Consider the following 19257-nt stretch of genomic DNA (forward strand, 5'->3'; position numbering starts at 1 on the left):
CGCCCCGCCCCCGACCAGACCACGACACTCATCCCCGCTTCCCCCGGAAGACGTGCCGCTGCAGGGACGCCGGCACCGGCCCGCCCTCGCGGACCCAGTCGACGACCGCCTCGGTGGAGGCGTCGGACAGCACGCCGCCGAGCCAGAAGTCCTTCGGCCGCCGCCCGCCCGGGAACCAGGTGAAGTCGCGCACCAGCACCACATTCGACCGGTCGCACTCGTCGAGGCAGTCGACCACGCGGACCCGTACCCGCGGCCCGCGCCGCCCGGCCGGGTCGTCGAGCGCCTCGATCTCGTCGCGCTGGGCACGGTGATCGACGCCGGGGTGCTTCTTCGCGGTGCCGCAGCAGCAGTCGCGGCACAGCAGCACGTCGCGCTCAGGCAGCGCCATCGGCACTCCCCTCGGCCGGTGCGCGCAGCAGGAAGAGGTCCATCACCCAGCCGGCCTCGGCCTTCGCCGCCGCCCGCGCCGCGACGATCTCCGCGACGACGTCGCGCACGGGGCCGGCGACCAGCTGCTCCCCCGCGCCGCCGAGGTTGGCGCCCCACCAGATCGTCCAGTCCTCGAAGCCGGACAGGTCGACGCCGCCGGTCAGCATCACCACGACATTGCGCTGACCCTCGGCCACGTCGGCGCGCAGCCGGCGCGCGGTGGTCACGTGGACCGGCCGGCCCACCTCGTGCAGCACCACGCCGTGGCGGGCGGCGAGCATCTGCGGCGCGCTGATGCCGGGCAGGACGTCGTAGTCGACCCCGAGCGACTGCACGATCCGGATCGTGCCGTCGTAGAGCGACGGGTCGCCCCACACCAGGAAGGCGCAGGTGCCGCCGCGCTCCTCGAGCACGCCTCGGTAGGCGGCCAGGCGGGCGGCGTACCAGTCGGCGACCGCACCCTCGTAGCCCGCGCGGTCGAGGCCCGGCGAGCGGTCCCGCTCCGGATCCCGGACGACGACCAGCTCGACGCCGTGGGCCGCGGCCACCGCCCGGCGCACCTCGAGCAGCGGGTCGTCGTCGCCCTTCTGTACGGCGAGCGCGTAGTCGCACTCCCGCAGCGCCCGGGCGACCTCCGGCGTCACGTGCTGCGGCCCCATCCCGAAGCCGAGAACCCGGACCCTCATCGGTCCTCCAGGTCGCCCTCGACCTCGAGGTAGGCGGCCTGCAGCCCGGCCATCACCTCCGGGTCCGGCGACTCCCACAGCCCGCGGTCGGCCGCCTCGTGCAGCCGCTCCACGATGCTCCGCAGCGCCCACGGGTTCGACCTGCGCAGGAACTCCTGGTTGGCCTCGTCGAGCACGTAGGACTTCGCGAGCGACTCGTACATCCAGTCGTGCACGACACCCGCCGTCGCGTCGAAGCCGAACAGGTAGTCGACCGTCGCCGCCAGCTCGAAGGCGCCCTTGTAGCCGTGCCGCTGCATCGCGCCGATCCAGCGCGGATTGACCACGCGGGCGCGGAAGACCCGGTTGGTCTCCTCCTGCAGCGACCGGGTCCGTACTGCGTCCGGCGTCGTCGAGTCGCCGACGTACGCCCGCGGGTCGGCGCCCGTCAGCGCGCGGATCGTCGCGACCATCCCGCCGTGGTACTGGAAGTAGTCGTCGCTGTCGGCGATGTCGTGCTCGCGGGTGTCGATGTTCTTGGCGGCGACCTTGATCCGCCTGTAGTTGGCGCGCATGTCGTCGGCCGCCGGGACGCCGTCGAGGTCGCGGCCGTAGGCGAAGCCGCCCCAGGCGGTGTAGACCTCGGCGAGGTCGGCGTCGTCGCGCCAGGTGCCGGACTCGACCGCCTGCAGGATGCCCGCTCCGTAGGAGCCCGGCTTGGAGCCGAAGATCCGGGTGCGGGCACGGCGCTCGTCGCCGTGCCCGGCGAGGTCGGCCTGCGTGTGGGCGCGCACGAAGTTCTGGTCGAGCGGCTCGTCGAGCTCGGCGACCAGACGCACCGCGTCGTCGAGCATCGCCACGACGTGCGGGAAGGCGTCGCGGAAGAAGCCGGAGATCCGCACCGTCACGTCGATCCGCGGCCGGCCCAGCTCAGCGAGCGGTACCACGGCGAGGTCGTGGACGCGACGCGACGCCTCGTCCCACGTGGGCCGGACGCCGAGCAGTGCCAGCACCTCGGCGATGTCGTCGCCCGACGTACGCATCGCCGACGTGCCCCACACCGAGAGGCCCACCGACTCGGGGTAGCGCCCCTCCTCCTCGACATAGCGCGCGACCAGCGACTCGGCCATCGCCTGACCGGTCTGCCAGGCCAGCCGGGACGGGACGGCGCGCGGGTCGACGGTGTAGAAGTTGCGGCCGGTCGGCAGCACGTTGACCAGGCCGCGCAGCGGCGAGCCCGAGGGGCCGGCCGGCACGTAGCCGCCGTCGAGCGCGTGCAGCGTGTGGTCGAGCTCGTCGGTCGTCCTCGCCAGCCGCGGCACCACCTCGGTGGCCGCGAAGGTCAGCACCGAGCGCACCTCGGGCGAGGAGTGCAGGTCGGCGACCCGCTCGGGGTCCCAGCCCGCCTTCTCCATCGCCTCGACCAGCTCGCGGGCCTCCGCCTCGACCCGGTCGACCTCGGCCGTCGGCGCCTCGGGCGCAAGGCCGAGGGCCGTCCGGAGCCCCGGTACGGCGTGCGCCTGGCCGCCCCACACCTGCGCCGCGCGCAGGATCGCGAGCACCAGGTTGACCCGCGCCTCGCCGACCGGCGGCTGGCCCAGGATGTGCAGCCCGTCGCGGATCTGGACGTCCTTGATCTCGCACAGCCAGCCGTCGACGTGGAGCAGGAAGTCGTCGAAATCGTCGTCCTCGGGACGCTCGTCGAGACCGAGGTCGCGGTGCAGCTCGGCGGCGTGCATCAGCTGCCAGATCTCGCCGCGGATGGCCGCGAGCTTGCTCGGGTCCATCGCCGAGATCTTGTCGTACTCCTCGAGCAGCCCCTCGAGCCGCGCGATGTCGCCGTAGCTCTCGGCCCGGGCCATCGGCGGCACCAGGTGGTCGATGATCGTCGCGCGCGCCCGGCGCTTGGCCTGCGCTCCCTCTCCCGGGTCGTTGACGAGGAAGGGATAGATCAGCGGCATGCTGCCGATCGCCGCGTCGGTCGCGCAGGACGCCGACAGCGCGGCGTTCTTGCCTGGCAGCCACTCCATCGAGCCGTGCTTGCCGAGGTGGACGACGGCGTGCGCGCCGAAGCCGTGCTCGACCCACCGGTAGGCGGCGAGGTAGTGGTGCGACGGCGCCAGGTCGGGGTCGTGGTAGATCGCGACCGGGTTCTCACCGAAGCCGCGCGGCGGCTGGATCAGCAGCACCACGTTGCCGGCCTGCAGCGTCGCGAGCACGATCTCGTTGCTGTCGTTGACGAACAGCCGCCCGGGCGCCGGGCCCCACGCCTCGACCATCGCCTCGCGCAGGTCGTCGGGCAGGTCGGCCGTCCATGCCGCGTAGTCGTCGGCGGAGACGCGCACGTGGGCGTCGGTCAGCTGCGCCGACGTCAGCCACTCCTCGTCCTGCCCGCCCGCGGCGATCAGCGCGTGGATCAGGGTGTCGCCCGCGACCGTGTCGTCGTCGAGGTCGAGCACGCCGAAGCCGTCGCCGACGTCGTAGCCGGCGTCCCGCAGCCGGCGCAGCATCCGGACCGCGGACACCGGGGTGTCGAGGCCGACCGCGTTGCCGATCCGGGAGTGCTTGGTGGGGTAGGCGCTCAGCATGAGCGCGATCCGCTTCTCGGCGTTCGGCACCCGCCGCAGCCGCGCGTAGTTGACCGCGAGGCCGGCCACGCGCGCCGCCCGCTCCGGGTCCGCGACGTACGACGGCAGGCCGGCGTCGTCGAGCTCCTTGAACGAGAACGGCGCGGTGCTGATCCGCCCGTCGAACTCGGGGATCGCGATCTGGTTGGCGTAGTCGAGCGGCGTGACGCCGTCGTCCGACTCCTCCCACTCGTCGCGGCTGACGGTCAGGCACAGCCCCTGCAGGACCGGGATGTCGAGGGCGGCCATCCGCTCGACGTCCCACGTCTCGTCCTCGCCGCCGGCGCTGACCGAGGCGGGCGTGGAGCCACCGGCCGCCAGCACGGTCACGACCAGCGCGTCGAGCTCGCCGAGGGCGGTGAACAGGTCGTCGGGGGCGGAGCGCAGCGAGCCGGCGAAGATCGGGACGCCGACGGCCTCGCCCGTCGCGTCGATCGCGTCGCACAGCGCGTGGGCGAAGGCCGTGTTGCCGCTGGCCTGGTGCGCGCGGTAGAAGAGCACGCCGACCTTGGCGCGCGACGCGGCGTCGGCGAGCGCCGGACGCTCGACCAGCCCCCAGGCCGGGATCACCTCCGGGGGCTCGAAGCCCTCGCCGGTGAGCAGCACGGTGTCGGACAGGAACCGGTGCAGCTGCTCCAGGTTCCGCGGCCCGCCCTCGGCGAGATAGCGGTGCGCCTCGGCGGCGACGCCGACGGGGACGGTCGACGTCTCCATCAGCTCGGCGCTGGGCGTCTGCTCGCCACCGAGGACGACGAGCGGCCGGCCGGCGCCGCGCAGGGCGGCGAGCTCGGCGTCGTACTGCTGCGGCGAGCCGAGCAGCCGCACGACGACCAGGTCGGCCTCGCCGGCGAGCGTCGCGAGCGCCGGCAGGTCGGCGCGGTTGGGGTTGGCCCATCCGTAGTCGGCGCCGCTCGCGCGGGCCGAGAGCAGGTCGGTGTCGGACGTGGAAAGCAGCGCGATGCGCACGGTTCCTCCTCGGGGTTCTCGCCCCTCATCGGTCGGACATCGCGTGCTCAGTGTCTGGCTCTCCCCCGCGCCGCCCGACGTGCGGACGAGCAAGGGATCACAGTGGCGGAACCGCCCCGGTCTCGCACCGGGTTCCTGCGTCACGGATGTGTGGGGGCTCAGCCTACGGTGGTCCCGTGAGCACGCAGCAGGCACCCGGCATCCAGGTCGCGGTGCACGGTCATCCGAACCTCGACACCCTCCTCCTCTGGCACCCCGCGGTCCGCACCGAGCCGGACGCCGTCGGCGCGCTCGCCAGCCGGATCGCGACGCGCAGCGGCGTCCGGGTCGTGGTGCCGACGTGGGCCGACGGCGGTGACCTGCTGCGCTCGATCCGCTATGCGCGGGCGTCGTCGGTGCACCCGCCCGACCAGCTCTCCGTCGTCGGCTACGGCGAGGCCGGCATCGCCGCGCTGAGCCTGGCCCTGCACCAACGCCGGCTCGGCATCGGGCTGCGCCGGGTCACCTGCGTCGACGGCGCGGCCGACCTGCTCGACCCGGTCAGCGGCCAGCCGCTGGCGGCGCCGACGCCCGCCTCGGTCGAGACGGCGGTCGACGTCGTCGAGTCCGACGGCGACTGGGCGCAGACGACGGTGACGGCGTGGCAGGCCGCCCAGTGGGCCGCCACGCTCGTCCCGTCGGCTCAGTTCACCTGGCGGGTGTAGCCCTCCCAGTAGGGCGCGCGCAGCTTGAACTTCTGCAGCTTGCCGGTCGCCGTGCGCGCCAGCTCGTCGCGGAACTCCACCGACGTCGGCGACTTGTAGCCCGCCAGCCGGTCCTTGCACCAACGGATCAGCTCGGCCTCCATGTCGGGGCCGGCGGTCGCGTCGCCGGTGAGGACGACGAGCGCCTTGATCGTCTCGCCCCACTTCTCGCTGGGGACGCCGATCACGGCGACCTCGGCGACGGCGGGGTGGGAGAAGAGGGTGTCCTCGACCTCGATCGAGGTGACGTTCTCGCCGCCGGTGATGATGACGTCCTTCTTGCGGTCGGCGATCGTGAGATAGCCGTCGTCGCCGAGGTAGCCGCCGTCACCGGTGTGGAACCAGCCGTCCTTGAGCGCGGCGGCGCTCTCCTCGGGCTGCTCCCAGTAGCCCTCGAGGATGACGTTGGAGCGGGCCAGCACCTCGCCGGCGCCCTCCTCGGACTCGTCGATCGCCAGCCGGACGCCGATCGCGGGCGCGCCCGCCCGGGTCAGCCGGGCCGCCCGCTCCTCGGCGGACAGGTCGTCCCACTCGGCGCGGGTGCGGTTGAGCGTCAGCAGCGGCGAGGTCTCGGTGAGGCCGTAGATCTGGATGAACTCCCAGCCGAGCTCCTCCTGGACCCGGATCACGGTCTTCGTCGGCGGCGGCGCGCCGGCCATGATGATCCGCACCCGGTCCCGCCCGGGGATCTCGCCCTCCCACGTCTGCGCTGCCTCCAGGACGGCGGCCGCGACCGCCGGCGCCGCACACATCACGGTCACCCCGTGGTCGCGGACCCGGCGCAGGATCTCGGCGCCGTCGATCTTGCGCAGCACGATGTGCTGCGCACCGATGCCGGTCATCGCGAACGGCATGCCCCAGCCGTTGGCGTGGAACATCGGCAGCGTGTGCAGGTAGACGTCGCGGTCGCTGATGCCGGCGTGCAGGCCGAAGGTGAGCGCGTTGACCCAGATGTTGCGGTGGGTGATCTGGACGCCCTTGGGCCGCGCGGTCGTGCCGGAGGTGTAGTTGATGGTCGCGGTCGCGCCCTCGTCGTACTCCCACGCCTTGGGCTCGGCGCCCGGCGCGGCGTAGAGCGCGTCGTCGTCGCCGATGAGGAACTTCTGCTCGCAGGTCACGCCCGCCAGCGACTCCTGGAGCTCGGGGTCGACGTACAGCACCCGGGCCCCGGAGTGGTCGACGATGTACTGCACCTCGTCGGGGCTGAGCCGGAAGTTCACCGGCACCAGGACCCGCCCCCAGCCGCTCACGCCGAAGAAGGAGGTCAGCAGCCGGCTGCTGTTGTGGCTGACGATCGCGACCCGCTCGCCGACGCCGATCCCCAGCTCGTCGAGCTTGGCGGCCTGCCGGCGGGCGAGCTCGCCGATCTGCGTATAGGTCAGCTCGCCCTGGCTGGGCGCGGGCTGCATCGGCTCGTCGACGACGCCTACCCGCTCGCCGTAGACGGTGACGGCGCGGTCGAGGAAGTCATTGACGCTGAAGGGGACGAACACGCGGGGCCTCCCTGGGCACGAGCACGGGTTGTGACACACACCACCCTAGGCCCGCGAGCCGAGGTCGTGCCCCCTCCAAAGTGGGCACTCCCCCGGCTTTCGAGGGTGCTCAGCCGTGGCGCAGCTTCGGCGACATCTTGCCCATGCTGTACTGCGAGACGCCCTCGCGCAGCGCGTCGTCGTCGTAGGTGATGAAGTCCTCGGAGAACATGTCGACCGTCGAGAGCGTCATGCTGAACCGCACCCACTCAGGGTTGCCGATGCACGAGCGCGGGACCTTGATCGTCATCACGGTGCGGCTCTTGTCGAACGTCCGCGCCAGACCGCGGCAACGGACCTCCGGGTCGCGCTTCTTGGTGAAGTCGAGCAGCATCGTCTGGTTGCCCATCTGCGGCATCCGGGAGGTCATCAGCATCAGTCGCTTGCGCGGCGTGCGGATCATGCTGGTCGCGCCCAGGGGGCCCGTCATCTTCGCCTTGGTCCGCACCTTGATGGTCAGGAACCGGCCGTGGTGGTTGCCCACGATCCGGGTCACGTCGACGTTCGCCTTCTCCGGCGCCGGCGTCGTGGTCCCGTCCTCCAGCGACTGCTTCACCACGTCGCCCACGGCGTCGTCGTAGGTCCACTTCGCGGCGTTGGCCGGCGCGGCGAGCGCGGCGCTCGAGCCGATGAGCGCGGTGGACAGGGTCAGGGCGGCGACGGAACGTCGTACAACGGACTGCATGCGGGCCACCTTGACAGATGACCGCCAGACTTTCGGCAGAACCAGTCAGATTCGGCAAAATCTCGCCAGAAACCGGGACCAAGGTCCGCGCGATGTGCTCGCCGTGCCGGGTGGGCGCAACAGGGATCGAACCTGTGACCACTTCGTTGTAAGCGAAGGGCTCTACCGCTGAGCTATACGCCCCAGAAACCGGGACAGCGTAGCGGAGCATCGTCCGCGCGCCCGAAACGCCGGATCCGACCGGCCGCACCCCCGACCCTCACCGGGCGCGGGAACACGGGTGGAAAAAGAGCTGAACCGCTGGCGTCTCGGGTCACCAGCGGTTCAACAAGTGGAACAGTACCGGTCACCTCGGGCCCTTCCAACCGTTCCCGGGAAACTGGTTGAAAAATGACTCAAAAGGACTAGGCGCCCGGGCCTCGCGGGCTACGAGCGCGCCGGGAGTCCCGGGGTGTCAGACCGCCGCGCGCAACGCCGCGAGCAGCTCGTCCATGCTCCGCGCCGCCGGCTTGGGGTGGTGCACCGACCAGGCCACGCGCCCCGCCCGGTCGATGACGTACGACGACCGCTCGGCCGAGCCGCCCCGCTCGTCGAAGACGCCGTAGGCGCGAGCGACCTCGCCGTGCGGCCAGAAGTCGCTGAGCAGCGGGAAGTTCAGGCCGTCGGCGTCACTGAAGGCGCGCAGCGCGTAGACCGGGTCGCACGAGATGGCGAGCACCTCGGTGTCGAAGGTCAAGAACTCGTCGAGCCGCGCCCGCAGGCCGCCCATCTCGCCGGTGCAGACGCCGCTGAAGGCGAACGGGTAGAAGACCAGGGCGACCGCCTTGACGCCCCGGAAGGACGACAGCGTGGTGTCCTGCCCGAACTGGTCGCGCAGCGTGAAGTCGGGGGCCGTCTGGCCGAGCGGGATGCCGGTGGCGACGCTGGGCGGGCCTGCCACGTCGGGCCTCACGCGTCCGGCTCGATCGTCGCGAGGTCGCGCTTGAGCACCTTGCCGGTGGCGTTGCGGGGCAGCTCGTCGAGGAAGACGATCTCGCGCGGCACCTTGTAGCGGGCCAGGTTCTGCTTCACCAGGTCCTTGAGCTCGTCGGCGCTGACCGGCTCACTGCCCGGCACCCGGACGACGAAGGCGCGCAGCCGCTTGCCGAAGTCGTCGTCGTCGACGCCGATGGCGGCGACCTCGGCGACCCGCTCGTGGCCGGCGAGGCAGTCCTCGACCTCCTTGGGGAAGACGTTCTCACCGCCCGACACGATCATCTCGTCGTCGCGGCCCTCGACGTAGAGCCGGCCCTGGGCGTCGAAGCGGCCGATGTCGCCGGACGACATCAGCCCGTCGACCATCTCCTTGCCGCCCCCGCCGGTGTAGCCCTCGATCTGCAGGCTGTTGCCGACGAAGATCCGCCCGGTCTCGCCCTGCGGCACCTCACGGCCCGCCTCGTCGAGGATCCGGACGACGGTCTGGTGCGGCAGCCGCCCGGCCGTGCCCGGCGCCTCGCGCAGGTCCTGGGGCGACGCGATCGACGCCCAGGCGACCTCGGTGGAGCCGTAGATCGAGTAGAGGTTGTCGCCGTAGCGGTCCATCCAGCGCGTCGGCAGGTCGCCGGGCAGCGCGGAGCCGGACGACGCGACGGCCTTCAGGTGCGGCAGCGGGTAGCGGTCGAGCACCTCCTCGGGCAGGGCGAGGATCCGCTGCAGCATCACCGGGATGACCGCGAACGAGTCGCACTCCTGCTCGTGCAGCAGCCGCAGCGCGTCCTCGGGGTCGAACTTGCGGGTCAGCACGAGCGTCGTGCCGAGCATCATCGAGAGCTGGTAGTGCGCGAAGCCCCAGGTGTGGAACAGCGGCGCGGCCACGTGGCATTTCCAGCCGCTGCGCAGCGGCATCCGCGACAGCAGCGAGATCGCCGCCGGCAGGCCGCCCTGCGGACGCGGTGCGCCCTTCGGCGTACCGGTCGTGCCCGAGGTCAGGATGATCGTGCGGCCCTTGCTCGCCGGCGGGGCGAGGTCGTCGGCCTTGCCGGCGGCCACCGCGGCCGCGATGAGGCCCTCGATGCTGTCGTCGCCCGGCACGCCGTCGGTCCAGCCGAGCACGCGGTCGGCGATCTCGGCGCCGGAGAGCAGCCCGGTGAACTCCTCGTCGTGGACGACGACGCGCGGCTTCTCGCGCTCCAGGACGTCGGCCAGCTGGGGGCCCGCGAAGGCGGTGTTGAGGTAGAGGACGTCGGCGCCCAGCTTGCTGATCGCGATCGACGCCTCGACGAAGCCACGGTGGTTGCGGCACATCACGGCCACGCCGTCGCCGGCCTGCACGCCGCGCTCGCGCAGCCCGTGGGCCAGCGCGTTGGTGCGGGTCTGCAGCTCACCGAAGGTGAGCGAGCCCCGCTCGTCGACGATCGCGACCTGCTCGGGCATCCGCAGCGCGATGGTCTTGAACCCGCCGGCCGGCGTGGTGCTCCACTGCCGCAGCGCGTTCGCCATGCCGGCGAGGACCAGCGGGGAGTAGGGACGCACGATCCCCGACTCGGTCAGGATCTTGAGGCTGGTGCCGGTGTCCTTGACCCGCCCGGCGACGCGGTTCGCGATCTTCCCCATGGGCCTATTGTCGTGCCCGAGACTCAGGCGATCGACTTCGGGGCCACCAGCCGGGTCGCCGCCCAGTCCTTGCTGACGCTCGCCGCGCTGGTCTGCGCGAGGCCGGCGACGGGCGCCGCCTCGGCGATGTCGGCGGCGTCGACGGCGCCGGGCCGGCCGATCTTGGGGGTGAGCAGCCAGATCACGCCGCCTCCCACCAGGTCGGTCAGCGCGTCGACGAGACCGTCGACCAGGTCGCCGTCGTCCTCACGCCACCAGAGCAGGACGGCGTCGACCACGTTGCCGTAGTCGCCGTCGACCATGTCGCCGTCGATCGCGTCCTCGAGCGCGACGCGGAGGGCGTCATCGGTGTCGTTGTCCCAGCCGAGTTCCTGGAGCACCATGCCCGCCTTGAGGCCCATCCGCTCGGCGGGTCCGGTCGGGGTGGTGCCGCCAGGGGCGGTCGAAGTCACGGTGAGTCCTCCAGTGGCTCGGGGGTACGACGATGTTCCCGCGCAGGTGCGGGTTGAGGAGTAGTCCAGCGGAGTCAGGTGCCCGGGCGCAACCCTCGCGCCCAAGACCCGGCTCCCTCAGGCGTACCCACGGGTAGATTTTCAGCCCTGGGAGGAGGTGCAACGATGGGCGACGTGACCTCCGACACCACCCCCGACGGCCCCACCCCGGCTGCGCGCGTGGGCTCGGCGCCCTCGGTCATCCACGAGGGCCTGCCGACCCAGCTCCCCGACATCGACCCCGACGAGACCCAGGACTGGATCGACTCGTTCAACGCGCTCATCGACGAGCGCGGCCGCGAGCGGGCCCGCTACGTCATGCTGCGCCTGCTCGAGCGGGCGCGCGAGGCCGCGGTCGGCGTCCCGGCACTGCGCAGCACCGACTACATCAACACGATCCCGCCCGAGCGCGAGCCGTGGTTCCCCGGCGACGAGGACACCGAGCGCCGGATCCGCGCGTTCATCCGCTGGAACGCCGCGGTCATGGTGTCCAGTGCCAACCGCAAGGGCCTCGAGGTCGGCGGTCACATCGCGACCTACCAGTCGAGCGCGAGCCTCTACGAGGTCGGCTTCAACCACTTCTTCCGCGGCAAGGACCACCCGGGCGGCGGCGACCAGCTGTTCATCCAGGGGCACGCCTCCCCCGGCATCTACGCCCGCGCCTTCCTCGAGGGCCGGCTGAGCGAGGAGCAGCTGTTCCGCTTCCGCCAGGAGGTCCAGCACGGCCGGGGCGCCGGCCTGCCGTCGTACCCCCACCCGCGTCTGATGCCGGACTTCTGGGAGTTCCCGACGGTCTCGATGGGCCTGACCGGCATCAACTCGATCTACCAGGCGCGGTTCAACCGCTACCTCGCCAACCGCGGCATCAAGGACACCAGCGACCAGCACGTGTGGGCCTTCCTCGGCGACGGCGAGATGGCCGAGCCCGAGTCGCTGGGCGCGATCCGGATCGCGGCCCGCGAGGAGCTCGACAACCTCACGTGGGTCATCAACTGCAACCTCCAGCAGCTCGACGGCCCGGTCACCGGCAACGGCAAGATCATCCAGGAGCTCGAGGCCAACTTCCGCGGCGCGGGCTGGAACGTCATCAAGGTCGTCTGGGGCCGTGAGTGGGACGCCCTGCTCGCCCGCGACGTCGACGGCGTCCTGGTCAACAAGATGAACTCCACGCCCGACGGCGCCTTCCAGACCTTCTCGGTCGAGTCCGGCGCCTACAACCGCGAGCACTTCTTCGGCCCCGACCCGCGGCTGCGCGCGATGGTGGCCCACATGACCGACCGGCAGATCGAGAAGCTGCCGCGCGGCGGCCACGACTACCGCAAGGTCTATGCCGCCTTCGAGGCCGCCACCAAGCACGTCGGCCAGCCGACCGTGATCTTGGCGCACACCGTCAAGGGCTGGACGATCGACGCCCTCGAGGGCAAGAACGCCACCCACCAGATGAAGAAGCTCACCCAGGACGACCTGAAGAAGTTCCGCGACCGGCTCTACCTGCCGATCAGCGACCGCGACCTCGAGGCGGCCTACCAGGCCACCGGAACGGCGCCCTTCTTCCACCCGGGCGCCGACTCGCCGGAGATCGAGTACATGATGGAGCGCCGGCGCCAGCTCGGCGGCTCGCTCCCCCGGCGCGTGATCCGGTCCAAGCCCCTCACCCTGCCCGGCGACGCGATGTACGCCGACCTGAAGAAGGGTGCCGGCAAGAACAAGGTCGCCACCACGATGGCCGCCGTCCGGCTCCTCAAGGACTGGATGAAGGACCCCGAGATCGGCAAGCGACTGGTCCCGATCGCGCCCGACGAGTACCGCACCTTCGGCATGGACGCGATGTTCCCCTCGGCCAAGGTCTACGACCCGCACGGCCAGCAGTTCGAGTCGGTCGACCGCAACATGCTGCTGTCCTACAAGATGTCGCCGCAGGGCCAGATGCTCCACGAGGGCATCTCCGAGGCGGGCGCGATGGCGTCGGCGATCGCGGCGGGCTCGTCGTACGCCACCCACGGGCAGCCGATGATCCCGTTCTACATCTTCTACTCGATGTTCGGCTTCCAGCGCACCGGCGACTCGATCTGGGCGATGGCCGACCAGCTCTCCCGCGGCTTCCTCATCGGCGCCACCGCCGGCCGCACGACGCTCACCGGCGAGGGCCTGCAGCACGCCGACGGCCACTCCCCGCTGCTCGCCTCGACCAACCCGGCCGTCGTCCACTACGACCCGGCGTTCGCCTACGAGGTCGGGCACATCATGCGCAGCGGCATCGAGCGGATGTACGGCGTCAGCGCCGAGCATCCCCTCGGCGAGGACCTGATCTTCTACCTCACCGTCTACAACGAGCCGGTCGCCCAGCCCGCCGAGCCCGAGGGCCTCGACGTCGCGGGCCTGCTCAAGGGCATGTACAAGGTCGCCGACTCCCCCGCCCCCGACGGCCCGCAGGTCCGCCTGCTCGCCTCCGGCGTCGGCTTCCCGTGGATCGAGGACGCCAAGCGGATCCTCGCCGAGGACTGGGGCGTCCACGCCGAGACCTGGTCGGTCACCTCGTGGAACGAGCTCGCCCGCGAGGGCATCGCCACCGAGAAGTGGAACCTCCTCCACCCCGACGAGGCCCACCGCACGCCGTACGTCACGGCGGCGCTGGGCGACGGCCCCCGCGCCAACGCCCCGGTCGTCGCGGTGTCCGACTACATGACCGCCGTCCCGCTGCAGATCGCGCAGTGGGTCCCGGCCGACTACCGCGTCCTCGGCGCCGACGGCTTCGGCTTCGCCGACACCCGCCCCGCCGCCCGGCGCTTCTTCCAGGTCGACGCGCAGTCGGTCGTCGTCCAGGCCCTCGCCGCGCTCGCCGACGCCGGCGAGATCGACCCGGGCCGGGTCAAGGAGGCCGTCGAGCGCTACCGCATCGACGACCCGACCGCCGTCGCCGGTGTCCTCCAGGAGGGCGGCGACGCCTGAGCGGACCACCGGCACCACCATCCGTGCGGGGCGGCCTCGAATCGAGGCCGTCCCGCACGGTCGTTGTGCGAGCTCAGCGAAGTAGCCGGCCGGGCCGTCCCGAAGAGGCAGGCAGGAGCAGGTCAGCTCTGGCCGATCGCGTCGAAGTGCTCGTCCACTGCCCGCATCGCCCGCGCGGGGTCGCCGGCAAGGATCGCGTCGTAGATCCGCGTGTGGTGGTCGACCAGCAACGCCTGCCGTGACGTGCTGAGCGGCTCGTTGCTGAGCCGTTCGCTGCGGTCGGCGAGGTCCTGGGTGAGGACGCTCGAGAGCGCCTCGGCGAAGAACGTGAGGGACGGGTTGCCGGCCGCACGCAGCAGCGACTGGTGGAAGGCTCGGTCCGCTGCCAGTACGTCGGCCTGCAGCTCGGTCGCCGCCATCGTGTCGATGGCGCGCTTCATGTAGGCGATGAGCACCGGGTCGGCGCGTCGCGCTGCCTCGGCGGCGGCCTGACGCTCCAGCGCGATCCGCACCGACTCCAGGGAGCCGAGCGGCAGGTGCGAGGAGCTGATCGCCAGATTCAGCGCGAAGGCGAGGGCGTCGGGGCGCAGCGTCTCGACGAACGTTCCTGCTCCCGTACGACGGCGCAGCACCCCGAGTCCCTCGAGCATGCCGAGCCGGTCGCGCAGTGCCGTCCGGCTGACGTCCAGCTGGACGGCGAGGTCGCGCTCGCTGGGCAGCTTGTCGCCCGGGCGCATCTGCTGGATCAGCGCCGCGAGAGATCCGGACAGGGGGTCGTCGGCGAACAGCTCACTGAGCGAGGAGCCGGCGTCGTGCTCGATCGACATGCGGAAGACCTTTCCTGCTGGGGCGCAGCGACTGTAGCCGCAGCCTGATCCAGCGAACCTCTTGACAGCCGATGGTGCGCCAGATCACTATTCACTCAATTGGTAGTACCACTTTCTAAAGCGGTAGCACCACTTTAGCAACCCATCCCCCCGACCGAAAGGACATCGGTGAGCACTTCCGTCTCGATCACAGAGCTGGGCGACGGCGTCGAGGAGGCGGTCCTGGCGACCTGGCTGTGCGCGGTGGGCGACACCGTGGACGCCGGCCAGCCGATCGCCGAGGTGATGACCGACAAGGTCAACCTCGAGATCGAGGCCCCGGTCGCCGGCGTCGTGGCCGCACTGCATGGCGAGCCCGAGGACACCGTCCGCATCGGCCAGGTGATCGCGGAGATCGGCGCGCCGGCATGAGCGTCACCGAGACCGCCCTCTGGCACGCCATGGTCGAGGCCCGCGCCTTCGACCAGGCGATGTGCCGCCACAACGGCCACTGGCACGAGGCCCGCGGAGAGGAGGCCGTCTTCGTCGGCGCGTATGCCGACCTCAGCCCCGACGACGTCGTCGCGCCCCACTTCCGCGGCACCTGCGCGGTCGCGCTCCAGCGCGGCGCCTCCCCCGACGTCCTCGCTGCCGGCGTCTTCGGTGTCCGCGGCAGCGGGTCCGGCGGCCACTGGCGCGGTGACATCTGCCCGACCCCCGGCCCGCGCTCGATCGGCATGTTCTCCGGCTCGCTCGGCACGTCGGTCGCCTACGCCACCGGCGCGGCCCTCCACCTACGGCGCACCAGCCCCGGCGCGGTCGCCGTCTGCGGCTTCGGCGATGGCACGGCCAACAGCGGCATCGTCGCCGAGTCGCTCAACCTCGCCGCCATGCTCGGGCTGCCGATCGTCTACGTCTGCCAGGACAACCAGTACGCCACCTCCCTGCCGTCGGCCGTCGCACTCGCCGGCGAACGGGTCTCCGACCGGGCCCGCGCGCTCGGCATCGCCGCCGACGACGTCGACGGCAACGACCTCCGCGCCGTCCGTACGGCGGTCGGCGCCGCCGTCGCCCGCGCTCGCGAGGACGGCGGTCCGTCATTCGTGCACGCGCTGACCTATCGCATGGGCGGCCACTACATGAACGACCCCGAGACCTATCGCACGTCCGAGGAGGTCGCGACCTGGGCCGAGCGCGACCCGATCGCCCGCTTCCAGGCGCTCCTCGTCGCCGAGGGCGCGCTCGACGCAGACGAGGCCGCGCGCCGCAGTGACGAGATCCACGCCCGCATGGAGGAGATCGTCACCGAGGCCAAGTCCCGTGGCGACGACGACATCACCCCGAGCACCAGCGCGTTCGCCGAGGACGCCTGGACCGACCTGAGGAGCGCCTCGTGACCAGGATGACCATGAGCGAGGCGATCGTCGCCGCGGTCGCCGCGGAGATGACGGCCGACGAGTCGGTCTACCTCATCGGCCAGGACATCGGTGTCTTCGGCGGTCCGATGCAGTCGGCCAAGGGCCTGTGGGACGCCTTCGGCGCCCAGGGTCGGATCATCGACGCTCCCATCTCGGAGGCCGCCATGGTCGGCACGGCCGTCGGCGCAGCGATGGCCGGCAGCCGCCCGATCGTCGACCTGATGTTCGCCGAGTTCCTTGCGCTGACCATGACGCCGCTCGCCCTGGAGGGCGCGTCGGTCGCGTTCCGCACCCGCGGGGAGGTCACCGTCCCGCTGGTGGTCCGCGCCAAGTGCGGCGTCGGCCCCCACCGCGGCCACGCCGAGAGCTGCGCCGGGATGCTGATGTCCTTCCCCGGACTCAAGGTCGCGATGCCGACCACGCCCCAGGACGCCTACTCGCTGATGCGCTCGGCGATCCGCGACGACAACCCGGTCGTCGTCCTCGAGCACATGAGCCTGCTCCACGGCGCCCGCGCGGAGGTCGACCCGACGATCGAGGTCCGCCTCGGCCGCGCCGCCGTACGACGCGACGGCGCCGACCTCACCGTCGTGGCCTCCGGCCTGATGGTCCAGCGCGCGCTGCGGGCCGCGTCCGAGCTCGCCGCCGACGGAATCGAGGCCGAGGTCGTCGACCTGCGCTCACTGGCACCGCTCGACGTCGACCTGGTCCGCGCCAGCGCCGAGCGCACCGGCGCGCTGCTCGTCGTCGAGGAGTCCTGGCCCGGGTCCGGCCCCGCCGCCGCGCTGTGCGCCGGCCTGCTCGACACCCCCGAGGGCCGCACCGGGTTCCCGGTCCGGCTGCTCCAGCCGCCCGCGACGCCGGTGCCCTTCGCCGCGTCGCTGGAGACGGCCTTCGTCCCGTCCGTCGCCGACATCGCCCACGCCGCGCGCACGTTGCGCTCGTCCCTGAGAGGAACCGTGACCGCATGAGCACCTCACCGGCCAGCCAGGTCTTCCACCGCGACCTGCTGCACCCCGCCCCCGCGGTCGATCGCGCCTCCGGCGTCCACGTCTGGGACGTCGACGGCAACCGCTACCTCGACGCCTCCTCGGGCGGCAATATCGTCATCAGCATCGGCTACGGCGTCCAGGACGTCCTCGACGCGATGGCCGAGCAGGCCGCCAAGGTCAGCTTCTGCGGCCAGTTCACCAGTGAGCCGCAGGAGCAGCTCGCCCGCGAGCTCGCCGACTTCGCCCCCGAGGGCATGGACTACGTCCGGTTCACCTCCGGCGGCTCCGAGGCCAACGAGACCGCGATCAAGCTCGCGCGCCACTACTTCGTCGAGTCCGGCAAGCCGTCGAAGCACAAGATCGTCGGCCGCTGGCGCAGCTACCACGGCAACACCCTCGGCGCGCTCTCCGCGACCGGACACGTCATGCGCCGCGTCAGCTACGCACCGATGCTGCTGCCGTTCGCGCACGCAGCGCCGCCGTACCGCTACCGGTGCACTCTCTGCGCCCAGAGCGACGCCTGCACCCTGTCGTGCGCGGACGACGTCGAGCGTGTCATCCTCAACGAGGGACCCGAGCACGTCGCGGCATTCATCGCCGAGCCCGTCGTCGGGGCAGCGGCGATGGGCATGGTGCCGCCCGAGGGCTACTTCGAGCGGGTCCGCGAGATCTGCGACGAGTACGACGTCCTGCTGATCGTCGACGAGGTGCTCAGCGGCATGGGCCGCACGGGGCGCAACTTCGCGATCGAGCACTTCGGTGTCGTCCCGGATCTGATCACCTGCGGCAAGGGCATCAGCAGCGGCTACTCGCCGCTCGGCGCGGTGATCGCGCGCAACGAGATCTACGACGCCGTCGCCGCCGGCAGCGGCATGTTCGAGCACGGCTTCACCTACGGCGGCAATCCATTGTCGTGCGCGGTCGGGCTCGCCGTGCTGCGCCACATCGAGAAGCACGACCTGGTCGCGCGCGCCGGCGACGTCGGCGGCTACCTGATCGACGAGATCCGCGCGGCGATCGGTGACCATCCGCTGATCGGCGAGGTCAGTGGCCTCGGCATGCTCGCGGGCATCGAGGTCGTGAGCGACCGCACCACCAAGGAGCCGTTCCCGTACGAGCTCGGCGTGAGCAAGCGGATCGCCCGCAAGTGCCAGGAGCGCGGCGTCTTGATCAACCCGTCGTTCAGCGGCAACGCCGACGGCTACCGCGGCGACCGTTTCGGTGTGTGCCCGCCGTACATCTTCGAGCGCGCGGACGTCGACCACACGGTCGCCGTCCTCGCGGAGGCCGTGGCCGACGTGGCCGCGGAGCTCGCATGACCACCCCGGCCCGCGCAGGCCGTCTCTCGGGTTCCACCCACCACCAAGGAGTCCCTGTGAAGCGCACCTACCTCGTCCTCGCCGCCTCTGCTCTGACCTGCGCGGCGCTCGCCGGTTGCAGCGAGGGCGGCGGCGGGAGCGCGAAGGACGCCGCCGATGCCAAGGTCTGCGTCGACCAGTACGCCACGGCGACCGTCATCGACGACCTGCTGGCCGGCATCAAGAGCGGGCTGAAGGGCGCGATGGCCGACGGCCTGAAGCTGGACGTGCAGAACCCCAACGCCGACGCCGCCACCGAGCAGACGCTCGCCCAGAAGTTCATCTCCGGCGGGTGTGACGTGATCGTCCCGGTCGGTACCTCGGCCTCACAGCTGATGGCCACCGCGACCAGGGACATCCCGATCGTCTTCGCCGCCTCATCGACCCCGGTGGAGGCCAAGCTGGTCGCGTCGATGGACAAGCCCGGAGGCAATGTCACCGGTGTCGCCGACGTCATCGACCCCGTGCCGGACATCGACGCGATGACCAAGCTGATCCCGGGCCTCCACAAGGTGGGCTTGATCTGGAAGCTCGGCGACCCCGCCGGTGACGCCCAGGCTGCCAAGGTTCGCAAGCACCTCGACGAGATCGGCATCGGCTACGTCACCGCCACGATCAGCAACGGCTCCGACATCACCCAGGCTGCGCAGAGCCTGGTCGGCAAGGTCGACGCCATCGAGATCCCGGGCGACACGACCACGATCAGCGCCGTCGAGGGACTGATGAAGGTCGCCGACGACGCGAACATCCCGGTCTACGGGGGCACCAGCGAGGCCGTCGACGCCGGCGGTGTCATCTCGTCCTCCTACGACTACAAGGTGGTCGGCGAGGAGGTCGCGAAGGTCGTGCTGAAGGTGATCGACGGCGCCGACCCGGCGACCACCCCGGTCGTCGTCCCCGAGACCGGCGGCTTCGACCTCAACCTGACCAAGCTCAAGGCGCTCGGCATCAAGGTCCCCGCCGAGATCCGCGACGCCGCGCTCACGACGCGCTGAGGAGGA

At 71.5% G+C, this 19257-nt stretch carries 16 protein-coding genes, 1 tRNA gene and 1 riboswitch; of the genes, 7 read left to right on the forward strand and 10 right to left on the reverse strand.

Features of this window, described 5'->3' with window-relative positions; genetic code table 11:
• Positions 1 to 28: 28 nt before the first annotated feature.
• Genes AB4880_RS08220 through cobN form a run of 3 tightly spaced genes read right to left on the reverse strand, consistent with a single transcriptional unit; the run spans position 29 to position 4690 of the window.
• Positions 29 to 391: a (2Fe-2S) ferredoxin domain-containing protein gene (locus tag AB4880_RS08220; protein WP_367918729.1), complete on the reverse strand. Its 363-nt coding sequence runs from the start codon at positions 389 to 391 to the stop codon at positions 29 to 31.
• On the reverse strand, positions 378 to 1118 hold the full coding sequence (gene cobF / locus AB4880_RS08225; protein WP_367918730.1) for a precorrin-6A synthase (deacetylating): 741 nt from the start codon (positions 1116 to 1118) through the stop codon (positions 378 to 380). Before cobF ends, AB4880_RS08220 begins: the two co-directional genes overlap by 14 nt.
• Complete coding sequence (gene cobN, locus AB4880_RS08230) at positions 1115 to 4690, reverse strand: cobaltochelatase subunit CobN (protein WP_367918731.1); 3576 nt, start codon at positions 4688 to 4690, stop codon at positions 1115 to 1117. Before cobN ends, cobF begins: the two co-directional genes overlap by 4 nt.
• A gap of 48 nt (positions 4691 to 4738) precedes the next feature.
• Positions 4739 to 4828, reverse strand: a riboswitch (cobalamin riboswitch).
• Between the two features lie 38 nt (positions 4829 to 4866).
• Between cobN and AB4880_RS08235 the strand changes: the two genes are divergently transcribed.
• Positions 4867 to 5394 carry a hypothetical protein gene (locus AB4880_RS08235; protein ID WP_367918732.1) on the forward strand — a complete coding sequence of 176 codons (528 nt, stop codon included), beginning with the start codon at positions 4867 to 4869 and terminating at the stop codon, positions 5392 to 5394.
• Here AB4880_RS08235 and AB4880_RS08240 read toward each other — a convergent pair.
• The 6 genes from AB4880_RS08240 to AB4880_RS08265 form a co-directional block, all read right to left on the reverse strand.
• Entirely contained in the window at positions 5373 to 6926 is a 1554-nt protein-coding gene (locus AB4880_RS08240; RefSeq protein ID WP_367918733.1) for an AMP-binding protein, read from the reverse strand. The two genes, AB4880_RS08235 and AB4880_RS08240, sit on opposite strands and share 22 nt — an antisense overlap.
• 109 nt (positions 6927 to 7035) lie before the next feature.
• Positions 7036 to 7650: a hypothetical protein gene (locus tag AB4880_RS08245; RefSeq protein ID WP_367918734.1), complete on the reverse strand. Its 615-nt coding sequence runs from the start codon at positions 7648 to 7650 to the stop codon at positions 7036 to 7038.
• A gap of 111 nt (positions 7651 to 7761) precedes the next feature.
• Positions 7762 to 7833 (reverse strand) — tRNA-Val (locus AB4880_RS08250).
• 271 nt (positions 7834 to 8104) lie between these two features.
• Positions 8105 to 8590: a peroxiredoxin gene (locus AB4880_RS08255; protein ID WP_367918735.1), complete on the reverse strand. Its 486-nt coding sequence runs from the start codon at positions 8588 to 8590 to the stop codon at positions 8105 to 8107.
• Between the two features lie 8 nt (positions 8591 to 8598).
• On the reverse strand, positions 8599 to 10242 hold the full coding sequence (locus AB4880_RS08260) for an AMP-binding protein (protein WP_367918736.1): 1644 nt from the start codon (positions 10240 to 10242) through the stop codon (positions 8599 to 8601).
• Positions 10243 to 10265: 23 nt separating this feature from the next.
• Positions 10266 to 10694: a DUF3052 domain-containing protein gene (locus AB4880_RS08265; RefSeq protein WP_379229001.1), complete on the reverse strand. Its 429-nt coding sequence runs from the start codon at positions 10692 to 10694 to the stop codon at positions 10266 to 10268.
• Between the two features lie 165 nt (positions 10695 to 10859).
• Between AB4880_RS08265 and aceE the strand changes: the two genes are divergently transcribed.
• Entirely contained in the window at positions 10860 to 13682 is a 2823-nt protein-coding gene (gene aceE, locus AB4880_RS08270) for a pyruvate dehydrogenase (acetyl-transferring), homodimeric type (protein ID WP_367918737.1), read from the forward strand.
• A 122-nt stretch (positions 13683 to 13804) separates the two neighbouring features.
• On the opposite strand, the gene AB4880_RS08275 is transcribed toward aceE, so the two are convergent.
• A complete protein-coding gene (locus AB4880_RS08275; protein ID WP_367918738.1) occupies positions 13805 to 14509 on the reverse strand; it encodes a FadR/GntR family transcriptional regulator in 705 nt (234 codons plus the stop codon).
• Positions 14510 to 14677: 168 nt separating this feature from the next.
• Between AB4880_RS08275 and AB4880_RS08280 the strand changes: the two genes are divergently transcribed.
• Genes AB4880_RS08280 through AB4880_RS08300 form a run of 5 tightly spaced genes read left to right on the forward strand, consistent with a single transcriptional unit; the run spans position 14678 to position 19251 of the window.
• A complete protein-coding gene (locus AB4880_RS08280; protein ID WP_367918739.1) occupies positions 14678 to 14920 on the forward strand; it encodes a biotin/lipoyl-containing protein in 243 nt (80 codons plus the stop codon).
• The gene (locus AB4880_RS08285; protein WP_367918740.1) at positions 14917 to 15885 is read left to right on the forward strand and encodes a thiamine pyrophosphate-dependent dehydrogenase E1 component subunit alpha; all 969 of its coding nucleotides are present in this window, start codon (positions 14917 to 14919) and stop codon (positions 15883 to 15885) included. The genes AB4880_RS08280 and AB4880_RS08285 overlap by 4 nt, the downstream gene beginning before the upstream one ends.
• Positions 15886 to 15890: 5 nt before the next feature.
• A complete protein-coding gene (locus tag AB4880_RS08290; protein ID WP_367918760.1) occupies positions 15891 to 16877 on the forward strand; it encodes an alpha-ketoacid dehydrogenase subunit beta in 987 nt (328 codons plus the stop codon).
• Entirely contained in the window at positions 16874 to 18217 is a 1344-nt protein-coding gene (locus AB4880_RS08295) for an aminotransferase family protein (RefSeq protein ID WP_367918741.1), read from the forward strand. Before AB4880_RS08290 ends, AB4880_RS08295 begins: the two co-directional genes overlap by 4 nt.
• A 56-nt stretch (positions 18218 to 18273) precedes the next feature.
• Positions 18274 to 19251 (forward strand): ABC transporter substrate-binding protein, encoded by a 978-nt coding sequence (locus tag AB4880_RS08300; RefSeq protein WP_367918742.1) that lies wholly within the window; start codon positions 18274 to 18276, stop codon positions 19249 to 19251.
• Positions 19252 to 19257: the final 6 nt, after the last annotated feature.

Origin of the sequence: Nocardioides ginsengisoli (assembly GCF_039537225.1) — a bacterium.
GTDB lineage: Bacteria > Actinomycetota > Actinomycetes > Propionibacteriales > Nocardioidaceae > Nocardioides > Nocardioides ginsengisoli.